We start from the raw sequence: 11559 nt of genomic DNA, 5'->3' as shown, positions 1-11559 counted from the left end.
GAGTTCGGCGGGGGCGTCGGTGTCGGGGTGGGGTGGGAGGATGCGGGGGCTGAGGGAGAAGGGCGGGCGGTGTGGGGCGGGCGGAGCGGGGGGTGATCGCGGGCGGGGGGCGGTTGCAGGCGGCGGCGCGGGCCGTGCGGGAGGACCGCGAGCGCGCGGTCGAGGCGGTGCGGGCCGCGCTCACGCCGCTTCAGGAGGCGGCGATCGCGCGGGAGCTGGACGCCATCCCCGTCGCCCGGTTGCAGGACGTCACCGAGGGCCGGGTGCGGGTGGGGAGCGTCGAGCGGAGCGGCCTGGGCACCGTGGGCGCCGTCCTCCGCGCGGGGCCCTACCGGCTGCGGCAGATCCCCGGCGTCGGGCAGCAGACCGTCGGCCGGCTGCTCGCCGCCGCCGGCCGGCTCTCCGACGCCGTGCGGGAGACCGCCGCCGTCCGTATCGACGTGGACCGTCCGGAGCCCGGCACGACCGCGCTCGTCAAGGCGCTGCACGTGCTGGTGGAGGCCGGCCCCGACGCCGGCCGCGCCGTCGACCGGGCCGCCGCGCTCGGCGAGCGGCTCGACCCGCTGCTCGCCGAGGCGGCCCCCGCCGCCCGGCGGTTCCGGATGCTGTTCGCCGGGCGGGCGCGCCGGGCCCGCGTGCTCGCCGCCGTCGCCGAGGTCGGCGAGGTGCTCGCGGAGGCGGAACGGGCCGGCCTGCCCGGCCGGTTTGCGCAGGCGTCGGTGGACCTGCTGCGCGGCCCCGCGTCCGACGCGGCCGCCTGGGTGGACTTCGAGCTGCGCTCCGCCGAGTACTACAGCCTGCTCGCCGAGGTCTCCGTGCGGCTGCCCGACACCGCCGCCGCCGAGGGCTTCCTGCCGGAGGCGATCGCCGAACGGGTGCGGACGCAGCCCCTCGACGACACGCACCGCAAGGTCTCGCTCCGCGGCTACCAGGCGTTCGGCGCCCGGTTCGCGCTCGTGCAGCGCAAGGTGGTGCTCGGCGACGAGATGGGCCTGGGCAAGACCGTCCAGGCGGTCGCCGTGCTGGCCCATCTGGCGGGCGAGGGGCAGCGCCGGTTCCTGGTGGTGTGCCCGGCGAGCGTCCTGGTGAACTGGACGCGGGAGGTCGAGGCCCGCAGCACGCTGCGCGCCGTCCCGCTGCACGGCCCCGACCGGCACGCGGCGTTCGCCGACTGGGCGGAGCACGGCGGCGTCGCCGTCACCACCTACGACGCGCTGCGCGGATTCCCCGCGCCGGACGCCGGCGCCGCCGCGCCCGGCCTGCTGGTGGTGGACGAGGCGCACGCGGTGAAGAACCCGGGAGCCAAGCGGTCCCGGGCGGTGGCCGCCTGGGCCGGGCGCTGCGAGCGCGTCCTGCTGATGACCGGGACGCCGATGGAGAACCGGGTCGAGGAGTTCCGCAACCTGGTGCGGATGCTCGACGCCGAGCGGGCCGACGCGCTGGGCGCGGGAGACGCGCTCGCCGGGTCCGTCGCCTTCCGCCGTGCCGTTGCCCCCGTCTACCTGCGGCGCAACCAGGCGGAGGTGCTGACCGAACTGCCCAGCCTGCAGCGCTCCGACGAGTGGCAGGAGCCGAGCGCGTCGGACGAGGAGGCCTATCGCGAGGCGGTGTTCGCCGGCAACTTCATGGCGATGCGGCGGGCCGCCTACGCGCGCCCCGCCAAGTCGGCCAAGCTCGGGCGGCTCGCCGAGATCGTCCGGGAGGCCGGCGAGAACGGGCAGAAGACGGTGGTGTTCTCGAACTTCAAGGACGTGCTGGGGGCGGTGCGGGAGGCGCTGTCGGCGGAGGACGCCGGCGCGGGGCGGGTGTTCGGGCCGATCACCGGGAGCGTCCCGGCCGAGCGGCGGCAGCTGGTCGTCGACGAGTTCACCGGCAGCCCGGGCGCCGCGGTGCTGCTCGCGCAGATCCAGGCGGGCGGGACGGGGCTCAACATCCAGGCCGCCTCGGTCGTGGTGCTCTGCGAGCCGCAGATCAAACCGACCCTCGAACACCAGGCCGTGGCGCGGGCGCACCGGATGGGCCAGGTCCGGCCGGTGCATGTGCATCGCCTGCTGGCCACCGGCGGGGTCGACGAGCGGCTGGTGCGGCTGCTGGAGGACAAGACCCGCCTCTTCGACGCCTATGCCCGACGCAGCGCCGTCGCCGAGGCCGCGGTGGATGCCGTCGACGTCTCGGACACCGAGCTGGCGCGGCGCATCGTCGAGGAGGAGCAGGAACGGCTGGCCGCGTCCGCGCCGCCTCCGGCGCCTCCGGCCGAAGCCCTGGCCGAACCTCCGGCCGAGCCCCCGTCAGCGCCCCCGGCTACGCCCCCGATTCGGCCGGGGACGGGCGGGGGGACCGGGTGAGGCGGGCCTGCAGCGCCCACAGCAGCCGGGCGGTGCTGCGCGGCAGCAGCCGGGCGCGGAGCCGGGCCCGCCGGGGGACCGCCGCCGTCAGCGCGGGGATCAGCAGCCGGACGTCGGCGGCGAGCGCGTCGGCGTCGGAGTCGCCGCGGCGGTGCTCGGGGGCGTAGCGGGCGCGCTCGGTCGCGGCGGCCGCACGGGCGGCGGCCGCCTGGGCCGGCTCGTCGAACCGGGCCATGTCCGCCAGCCAGGCCGCGGTGCCGCGCGGGGTGCGGGCCTCGTCCGCCGGCATGCCCAGGTCCCAGGCGGTGTCGAGGAGTTCGAGCCAGAGGTCGAGGACCCGGGCGGGCACCGGGGTGTCCTCGCCCCGCGGCCCGAGGCGGCGGTGCCGGACGCGGAGCCGGAGCAGCGCCGGGACGGACGCCAGGACCAGCAGGAAAAGCACCGTCGCGGCGCCGGCGAGCACCGGCACCAGCGGGAAGCCGCTGCCGTGCGGCGTCCCGCCGCCCCCGCCGTGCTGCCCGCCGCCGCAGTTGAGCTGGCCGCCGACGCAGCCGCCGGCAGTCGCGCCGGGCGACGGGCTGGGGCCGGCGCCGCCGGCCGTGGCGCCCGGGTTGTTGTGGTTCGGGGTGGCGGGGTTGCCGCTGGTGTTCTGCACCGTGTAGTCGGGCTGCACGCCGCGGCTGGGCGTCGGCTCGAAGCGCACCCAGCCGATGCCCTGGAAGTACAGCTCGGGCCAGGCGTGCGCGTCGTGGACGCCGATCCGGTACAGCCCGTCGGCCTCCGGGGTGCCCGGGACGAAGCCGACCGCGACCCGGGCCGGGATGCCCAGGTAGCGGGCCATCACGGCCATCGCGGAGGCGAAGTGCTCGCAGTAGCCGGCCTTCTGGCGCAGGAACGTCGCCATCGCCTGCGGGCCGAGGCCGGTGCGCACGGTGGTGTCGTAGGTGAACTGCCCGGAGTCGGCGAACCAGTCCTGGAGCTTCAGCGCCTGCTCGTAGTGGTTCGTGGCGCCGGCGGTGACTTTGTCGGCGTCCTGCCGGACGAGGCTCGGGATGCCCGCGGGCAGCTTGGTGAACTCCTTGACGAGCGCCGCGGAGGGCTGCCCGGCGTCGGAGAGCTGCTGGCGGGTGGGGTCCAGCTGGGTGGAGGTGACCCGGTAGGCGAGGCCGGACGTGGTCTGCCCGCGGGCGCCGATGATCACGTGGTCGATCGGCTCGAAGCGCCAGTTGCCGCCCGCCCGCACCTTGGTGGCGTTGTACGGCATCGGCAGCCAGGTCTGGACGTAGTTGGGGCGGGCGGTGATGGAGGTGTGCACGGTGGACTGCGTGACGCTGCTGTCCGCCTTCGGCCCGGGCAGCTGGTCGGGGACCTGGCTGACGTTGCGGTCGGCCGGGCGCCAGGTGACGCCGTTGAACTCGTCCAGCGCGGTGATCCGCAGGTACTCGCCGCTGGGGTCCTTGGCGTCGGTGCGGTAGTCCAGCAGGTGGGTGTCCTGCGGCTGGTTGAGCGAGTCCTGCATGCTCACCAGCGGGTTGACGGCGGTGATGGTGCCGTTGCCGTTGCGCGCCGGGGAGTAGTCGCCGCCCTGGTCGAGCAGCCCGCCGCCGATGTCCGGCAGGAAGAGCGGCAGGGCGACGGCGATGCCGAGGGCGGTGAGGCCGATCCGGCGCCCGGTGCGCAGCTGCGGGCTGGGGCCGGCGCCCTTGAAGGCGCCGCCGGGGGTGAGGTGGCGGCCGCGTCCGGTGAAGACGCGGCCCCAGCGGGAGAGGCGGTCGCGTCCCTCGGCGAAGAGCAGCAGCAGATAGCCGAAGGCGGCGCAGAGGAAGCGGACCCACTCGGCGCCGCCGGGCGCGAGGGAGGCGGCGACGGAGTAGAGGGCGAGCAGCGGGAGGCCGCCGATCGCGGAGTGCTCGTAGCCGACGGCGACGGTGTCGACGATCAGGGCGACGGCGGCGATCGAGGCGAGCAGGATCAGCGCGATGCCGTCGGTGGCCGGGGCGGGGGTCGTGTACTGCCCGGAGTCGACGATGCCGGAGTGCACGGTGTTGGCGAGGGCGGTGAGCGAGTCGGGGGTGGGCAGGAATCCGGCGACGGCGCGCGGGCGGACCGGGTCGGAGAGGGCGGTCAGCACGCACAGCAGGATCAGGGCCTGGCCGAGGGTGGTGAGGGGGCGGGGGACGGCGGCGCGGCGGGCGGCCGCGCCGGTGAGGGCGGTGAGCAGGACGAGGGCGATGCCCTCGATGAGCCAGGCGTGCGGGGTGGCGAGGGGGGCGAGGGCGATGGAGGTGAGCGCGGTCGCGGCCGCGGCGGCGAGGGTGAGTCTGGTGCGGGGGGTCACGGCTGCTTGCTCCCCTCGCGGTCGCCGGCTGGTGCGGTCTGCCGCCCCTGCGCCCCGGCACCCCACCCGTGCGCCTTCGGCACGCCCGGGCGGGAGTTGAGGGTGCGCCAGAGGGCGGGCAGGGGGGTGGACGGGGGGACGGGGAGGACCGTCCAGCCGGCGGCACCCAGGACGCGGGCCGCCGCACCGGTGGCGGGCTCCCCGCCCGCCCACGCCGCGGTGTCCAGCAGCAGCGCGATCGCGCCGCCCGTGCGGCGCCGCAGCGCCGCCAGCCGGGCCGCCTCCTCCTCGTCCAGCGCGCCCAGCACCGCGATCAGCAGCCCCTCGCCGCTCACCCGCAGCGCGTCCAGCGCCCGCGCCAGGCCCGGCATGGTGGTGGTGTCGAGGACGGCGAGCGCGTCCAGCAGCAGCCCGGAGGTCTCCGGCCCCGGCTCGCCCGAGCCGTCCCGGTCCGGGACCGACAGGCCGTCACCCGTCAGCATCCGCACCGCGTAGCCGCGCGAGATCAGGTGGACGGAGAGCGAGGCGACCGCCGAGACCGCCCACTCGAAGGTGGAGGCCGGCCCCGTCCCCGTGTGCGCGCCGTCCCGGGTGTCGAGCAGCAGCGTGCACCGGCTGCGCAGCGGCTGCTCCTCGCGGCGCACCATCAGCTCGCCGTAGCGGGCGGTGGAGCGCCAGTGCACCCGGCGGATGTCGTCGCCGTAGCGGTAGCCGCGCGGGATGACGTCGTCGTCGCCGGCGGCGGCGATGGAGCGGGCCCGGTTGTCGCCGTAGCCTCCCCACTCGCCGGCCAGTTGGACGGTGGGCAGCGGCAGCACGGACGGCACCACCGTCAGCACCTCCGCCTGCTGGAAGGAGCGGGTCAGCTCGCACATCCCGAACGGGTCGGCGAGCCGCAGCTGGAGCGGGCCGAGGCGGTAGCGGCCGCGCATGTCGGAGCGGACCCGGTAGGAGACCTCGCGGTGGCCGCGCGGCTCGACCCGGTCGAGCACGAACCGGGGCCGGGCGCCCAGCACATAGGGCACCTTGTCCTCCAGCAGGAGCGTTCCGCTGGGCACCCGGGAGACGTTGTCGACGCGCAGGTAGACCCGGGCGTCCTGGCCGGCGTGCACCCGGCTGGGGGTGAGCCGCCGGCCGCCGGCGATCTTGAAGCGGGAGCGGACCAGCGCCGCCGCGCACAGCAGCGGCAGCACCGCCAGCAGGATGCCGACCCGCAGCAGGTCGGACTGGCCCAGCACGACCGCGCACGCCACGGCGGCCAGGCCGGCCGCCAGGAAGGAGCGTCCGCGGGTGGTCAGGCCGGCGAGTGCCGCCCGGAAGGCGGCGAGACCGGACATCTCAGCCCCGCCGCGGCCGGGCGGGGACGCCGCCGTCGCCGGGCACCGGCACCTGCCGCACCAGCTCGTCCACCACCGTCTCCGGCCCGCGCCGGCTCAACTGGGCCTCCGCGGTGGGCAGCAGGCGGTGCGCCAGCACCGGCACCGCCAGCGCCTGCACGTCGTCGGGGAGCACGAACTCGCGTCCGGCCAGCGCCGCGGACGCCCGCGCCGCCCGCACCAGGTGCAGCGTCGCCCGCGGCGAGGCGCCCAGCCGCAGCTCGGGGTGGGTGCGGGTGGCGCTCACCAGGTCGACCGCGTAGCGGCGGACGGCCTCCGAGACATGCACGCCCCGGACCGCGTCCACCAGCTTGAGGATGTCGTGGGCGTGCGCCACCGGCTGCACGTCGTCCAGCGGGGAGCGCCCGCTGTGCACATCGAGCATCTGCAGCTCGGCGACCGCCGAGGGGTAGCCGATGGAGACGCGCGCCATGAAGCGGTCGCGCTGCGCCTCGGGGAGCGGGTAGGTGCCCTCCATCTCCACCGGGTTCTGGGTGGCGATCACCATGAAGGGGCTGGGCAGCTTGTAGGTGGTGCCGTCGATGGTGACCTGCCGCTCCTCCATCGACTCCAGCAGCGCGGACTGGGTCTTGGGCGAGGCGCGGTTGATCTCGTCGCCGACCACGATCTGGGCGAAGATCGCGCCGGGCTTGAACTCGAACTCCTTGCTCGCCTGGTCGAAGACGCTGACCCCGGTGATGTCGGAGGGCAGCAGGTCCGGGGTGAACTGGATGCGGCGGACGGTGCAGTCGACCGAGCGGGCGAGCGCCTTGGCGAGCATGGTCTTGCCGACGCCGGGGACGTCCTCGATGAGCAGGTGGCCCTCGGCGAGGAGCACGGTGAGGGCGAGGTGCACGGCCTCCGGCTTGCCCTCGATCACCTCCTCGACCGAGGCCCGCACCCGGCCGACCGTGGCTGTGATCTCGGCGAGGTCGCTCTGGCCGACCTGTCCGCTGAGTCCGTTGAGTGTCGTCACCCGGTCCTCCTGGGCCCGTTGTGCGCGGGCCCCCGTCAAGTCCGTGGCCCCGGACGCGTACCGTACATCGCCCCCGCACGCATTGTTCTCGATTGTCGCGGGGCCTCGATTGTTGCCGAGGTCGGCCCGCGCGTCTCGAGAACGCCGCGTTGCCCAGGGTATGCGGCCCGACCGGCCACCGGGAGCCGTCTGCGGCCCGCCAGTTGGGCGGACCTTCGGACGGGCGCCCCGTTCAGCGCACTTCTTCGAGGCGTCCGGACGCCAGGTCGAGGACGAAGCCGCGCACGTCGTCGACGTCCATCAGGAAGGGCGAGGTGCGGACCCGGGCGAGCGACTGGCGGACGTCCGACTCCAGGTCGGTGAAGGCCTCGACGGCCCAGGCCGGGCGCATCCCCACCTCGTCCTGGAGGCTGCGGCGGAAGTCCTCGGTGACGGTGAGCATGCCGCAGCCGGAGTGGTGGACGAGCGCCACCGCGCGGGTGCCGAGCAGCCGCTGACTGATCGACAGCGAGCGGATGACGTCCTCGGTGACGACGCCCCCGGCGTTGCGGATGATGTGCGCGTCCCCGATGTCGAGGCCGAGCATGGGCAGCACGTCCAACCGGGCGTCCATGCAGGTGACCACCGCGAGCTTGCGCGCGGGGCGGGCCGGGAGGGCGGAGTCGCGGTGATCGCCGGCGTACCGGGCGTTGCCGGCGACGACGGCGTCCGTCTCGGTCGTGAACATGTCGCCGACGGTAGCCGTGACCTCACAGTTTGGGGAGTCCTTTACCTCGAACGCGCGCCTCGTTTCGCCCTATAGGGTGGGCGGTCGAGGACGCGTGCGGTCCCGCTCCGGCGTTCGGTATCCGTTCGGGCGACATGCCTTCGGGTGCCGACATTCGGGTGGACTTGATGGAAGGAGAGGGCCTCCCGGTACTAGCGTGCTGGGCTAGGTGAAACGATCTCCGATGTCCGCGCGTCGTCGGGAGGTGCTGTCGGGGCGCCGGTGACGATCCCTCACAATGGGGAGCGGCCCGGTTCCTTGCACTTCGGTGTACTTCCGTGGAGGAAGGACCGGCCTCGAGGCGAGGTGCCGTGCGGCCTCCTCCCGTTCCGCCCCCGGCGCGGCCTGGCGCACCTTCCCCGGTGCCAGGCGGCGCCTTCCCCCGGGGCGAACGGGCGGGGCCCGGACGGCGCGTCGCGGCAACGACCAAGGCGCGAGCAGGAAAGGCCACCCGTGGCGCAGCACATCCCCGTCATGTTGACCCGGTGCCTGGATCTGCTCGCGCCCGCGCTGGAGCGGCCGGGCGCGGTCGCCATCGACGGCACCCTGGGCCTCGGCGGGCACAGCGAGGCGCTGCTGACGCGCTTTCCGGAGCTCGAGCTGATCGCCATCGACCGCGACCCGCGCGCCCTGGAGCTCTCCGGGGAGCGGCTGAAGCCCTTCGGGGCGCGTGCGCACCTGGTGCACGCCGTCTACGACGAGATCCCCGAGGTGCTGGAGCGCCTCGGGGTGCCGCGGGTGCACGGCGTCCTCTTCGACCTCGGCGTCTCCTCCATGCAGCTGGACGAGGCCGACCGCGGCTTCGCCTACGCCCAGGACGCCCCGCTGGACATGCGGATGGACCCGACGCGCGGGATGTCCGCGGCGGAGGTCCTCAACAGCTACGACAAGCGCGAGTTGACGCGGATCCTGCGGGACTACGGCGAGGAGCGGTTCGCCTCCCGGATCGCCGACCGGGTGGTGCGGGAGCGCGACGCCGAGCCGTTCACCCGGAGCGCGCGGCTGGTGGAGCTGGTGCGGGAGGCGATCCCCGCGCCGGCGCGGCGCACCGGAGGAAATCCGGCGAAGCGGACGTTCCAGGCGCTGCGCATCGAGGTCAACGGGGAGTTGGAGGCGGTCCGCGGCGCCATCCCCGCGGCGCTGGAGGCGCTGGACGTCGGCGGACGGATCGCGGTGCTCGCCTACCACTCGCTTGAGGACCGGATCGTCAAACGGGCGTTCGCGGCGGGCGCGACCAGCACGGCCCCACCGGGCCTGCCGATCGTCCCCGAGGACCAGAAGCCGTGGCTGAAACTGCTGACCCGCGGCTCCGAGGGCGCGGACGAGACGGAGATCGCCGAGAACCCGCGGGCCGCGTCGGCGCGGCTGCGGGCGGCGGAGGTCGTGCGGCGGCCTCGGACGGCGCGGGTGAAGGGGGCGCGATGAAGCGGGTCGGGTGGCGGGGGCCCTGGCGGATGCTGCCGGCCGGGAGCACGACGGCGGCGCGGCTGCCGTTCGTGCTGCTGATGGTGGGGCTGCTGGTGTCGGGGCTGGTGGGGCTGCTGCTGCTGAACACGGCGCTGAACTCGGGGTCGTTCCGGCTCTCGGCGCTCCAGCAGGAGACGAAGCGCAAGGAGGACGCGGCGGAGGGGCTGCGGCAGCGGATCCAGCAGGAGTCGGCGCCGGGGGCGCTGGCGAAGCGGGCGGGGTCGCTGGGGATGGTTCCCGGCGGGGCGCCGGCGTTCCTCGCTCCCGGGGGCGGGGTGAAGGGGGACCCCTCGCCGGCGGCGTACGCGCCGGCGCCGGTGGCGTCGCCCACCCCCGCGTCACCGTCGCCTGCCGCGTCGCCCTCGGGTGCTGCCGCCCCGAGCCCCGGCACCCCGCCCCGGGCCGGTGGGGGCTCGCCGGGTCCGTCGGTCTCCCCCTCGCCGTCGGTTTCTCCTACTTCTAGCGGGGTGAAGCGGTGAAGCGGGTGAAGCTGGGGCGGCAGAAGGTGCGGCTGCGCACCGCCGTGGTGGCGCTGGGGGTCGTCGGGACGCTCTTCGCCGGGCGGCTGATCCAGCTTCAGGCCGTGGACGGGCCGGTGTACGCGGCCCAGGCGGACGTCACCGAGAACCGGTTCGTCAAGGTCGTGCTCCCCGCCGAGCGCGGCGCCATAACGGACCGGAACGGCAACGTCCTCGCCGACACCGTCGACGCCTACGACATCACTGCCGACCCGAGCATGTTCACGCCCTCCCAGGCGAAGGTCGCCGACGGGCCGGCGCGCGCCGCCGCGCTGCTCGCGCCCGTGCTCGGCGTCGACGCCGGCACCCTGGAGCGCAAGCTGAGCGCCAAGGGCCGCTACGCCATGCTCGCCGCCCAGGTGAGCCCCGCCGCCCGCCAGCAGGTGCTGAAGCTGAAGAACAGCAACCCGGTGCTCGCCGGGGTGTTCGACAGCGAGCACAGCAAGCGCGTCTACCCCGCCGGCGACCTGGCCGGCAACCTGCTCGGCTTCGTCAGCGCCGACGGCAAGGGCACCGGCGGGCTGGAGGGCGAGTACGACCCGCTGCTCCGCGGCCACGACGGCAAGCGCACCTATGTGCAGGTCGGCGGGCGGCGGGTGCCGACCGCCGGCGGCAAGGAGGACCCCGCCGTCCCCGGCCGCGACGTCCGCCTCACCCTCGACCGCGACCTGCAGTGGACGGCCCAGCAGGCCATCGCCGACAAGGTGAGGGAGACCGGCGCCGACAGCGGCTCCGTCGTCGCCATCGACGTGAAGACCGGCCAGGTGCTGGCGATGGCCTCGGCCCCCGGCTACGACCCCGGCGACCTCTCCAAGGTGACCAGCCGCCAGCTGGCCTTCCCGGCCCTCCAGGAGGCCTTCGAGCCCGGCTCCACCAGCAAGGTGATGAGCATGTCGGCCGTCATCCAGGAGCACGCCGCCGAGCCCGGCACCCATGTCACCGTCCCCGGCACCCTGCAGCGCGCCGACCGGGTCTTCCACGACGACGTACCGCACGGCGACTGGCACCTCACCCTCACCGGGGTGCTCGCCAAATCCAGCAATATCGGGACGATCCTCGCCACCGAGCAGCTCGGCAAGAACCGAACGCAGATCAACGACACTCTCTACTCGTACCTGCGGCGTTTCGGGATCGGCCAGCCCTCCGGCATCGGCTACCCGGGCGAGACCCGAGGCATCCTCGCCAAGCCGCAGGACTGGAACGCGTCGCAGCAATACACCATCCCCTTCGGACAGGGGGTCTCGATGAACGCCCTGCAAGCCACTTCGGTCTACGCCACGGTCGCCAACGGCGGCGTGCGCGTCACCCCGACCCTCGTCGCCGGAACCACCGGCGCCGACGGGCGCTTCACCCCGTCGCCCGCGCCCAAGGAGACGCGGGCGATCTCCGCGTCCACCGCGGGCACCGTCTCCGACATGCTGGAGGCGGTGGTCGGCAACGACGGCGGCACCGGCACCTATGCCCGCATCCCCGGCTACCGGGTCGCGGGCAAGACCGGAACCGCCAACCGGCCCAACCCGAACGGGCCCGGCTACTCCGGCTACACCGCGTCCTTCATCGGCTACGCACCCGCCGACAAGCCGCGGATCGCCATCGGCTGCTTCCTCCAGGGCCCCCACAAGACCGGCCACTTCGGCGGACCGCTGTGCGGCCCGGTCTTCAAGAAGGTCGCCGAGGAGGCGCTCACCGAGATGAACGTCGCCCCCAGCGGCAGCCCGTCCCCCAACCTTCCCATCAACTGGTGAGCGGCGGTGAGGATCGTGCAGGACAGCG

8 protein-coding genes are annotated in these 11559 nt (G+C 74.8%); 4 read left to right on the top strand and 4 right to left on the bottom strand.

What is annotated here, in order from left to right; translation table 11 throughout:
- Positions 1–71: 71 nt before the first annotated feature.
- Positions 72–2345 carry a DEAD/DEAH box helicase gene (locus BIV57_RS07460; RefSeq protein ID WP_079170106.1) on the top strand — a complete coding sequence of 758 codons (2274 nt, stop codon included), beginning with the start codon at positions 72–74 and terminating at the stop codon, positions 2343–2345.
- Here BIV57_RS07460 and BIV57_RS07455 read toward each other — a convergent pair.
- From BIV57_RS07455 to BIV57_RS07440, 4 genes are all read right to left on the bottom strand, one after another.
- Positions 2302–4683 carry a transglutaminase TgpA family protein gene (locus tag BIV57_RS07455; protein ID WP_071655875.1) on the bottom strand — a complete coding sequence of 794 codons (2382 nt, stop codon included), beginning with the start codon at positions 4681–4683 and terminating at the stop codon, positions 2302–2304. The two genes, BIV57_RS07460 and BIV57_RS07455, sit on opposite strands and share 44 nt — an antisense overlap.
- Entirely contained in the window at positions 4680–6020 is a 1341-nt protein-coding gene (locus BIV57_RS07450; protein ID WP_071655874.1) for a DUF58 domain-containing protein, read from the bottom strand. Before BIV57_RS07450 ends, BIV57_RS07455 begins: the two co-directional genes overlap by 4 nt.
- A gap of 1 nt (position 6021) precedes the next feature.
- Positions 6022–7035: an AAA family ATPase gene (locus BIV57_RS07445; protein ID WP_071655873.1), complete on the bottom strand. Its 1014-nt coding sequence runs from the start codon at positions 7033–7035 to the stop codon at positions 6022–6024.
- Between the two features lie 232 nt (positions 7036–7267).
- A complete protein-coding gene (locus BIV57_RS07440) occupies positions 7268–7762 on the bottom strand; it encodes a beta-class carbonic anhydrase (RefSeq protein WP_071655872.1) in 495 nt (164 codons plus the stop codon).
- A 492-nt stretch (positions 7763–8254) separates the two neighbouring features.
- Here BIV57_RS07440 and rsmH point away from each other — a divergent pair, with 492 nt between their 5' ends.
- The 3 genes from rsmH to BIV57_RS07425 are packed head-to-tail and all read left to right on the top strand — an operon-like array spanning position 8255 to position 11531.
- Entirely contained in the window at positions 8255–9226 is a 972-nt protein-coding gene (gene rsmH, locus BIV57_RS07435) for a 16S rRNA (cytosine(1402)-N(4))-methyltransferase RsmH (protein WP_071655871.1), read from the top strand.
- Positions 9223–9747 carry a cell division protein FtsL gene (ftsL, locus tag BIV57_RS23995; RefSeq protein WP_071655870.1) on the top strand — a complete coding sequence of 175 codons (525 nt, stop codon included), beginning with the start codon at positions 9223–9225 and terminating at the stop codon, positions 9745–9747. The genes rsmH and ftsL overlap by 4 nt, the downstream gene beginning before the upstream one ends.
- A complete protein-coding gene (locus BIV57_RS07425) occupies positions 9744–11531 on the top strand; it encodes a peptidoglycan D,D-transpeptidase FtsI family protein (RefSeq protein WP_175548685.1) in 1788 nt (595 codons plus the stop codon). The genes ftsL and BIV57_RS07425 overlap by 4 nt, the downstream gene beginning before the upstream one ends.
- Positions 11532–11559 lie beyond the last annotated feature (28 nt).

The sequence above is a fragment of the Mangrovactinospora gilvigrisea genome, from assembly GCF_001879105.1.
Taxonomy (GTDB): Bacteria; Actinomycetota; Actinomycetes; order Streptomycetales; family Streptomycetaceae; genus Mangrovactinospora; species Mangrovactinospora gilvigrisea.
This window is presented reverse-complemented; position numbering and strand designations above follow the sequence as displayed.

What these genes read in the sequence shown, in the direction of transcription:
- BIV57_RS07450 (WP_071655874.1), bottom strand. Translation starts at nt 6,020, where the DNA reads ATGTCCGGTCTCGCCGCCTTCCGGGCGGCACTCGCCGGCCTGACCACC.
- BIV57_RS07440 (WP_071655872.1), bottom strand. Translation starts at nt 7,762, where the DNA reads ATGTTCACGACCGAGACGGACGCCGTCGTCGCCGGCAACGCCCGGTAC.
- ftsL (WP_071655870.1), top strand. Translation starts at nt 9,223, where the DNA reads ATGAAGCGGGTCGGGTGGCGGGGGCCCTGGCGGATGCTGCCGGCCGGG.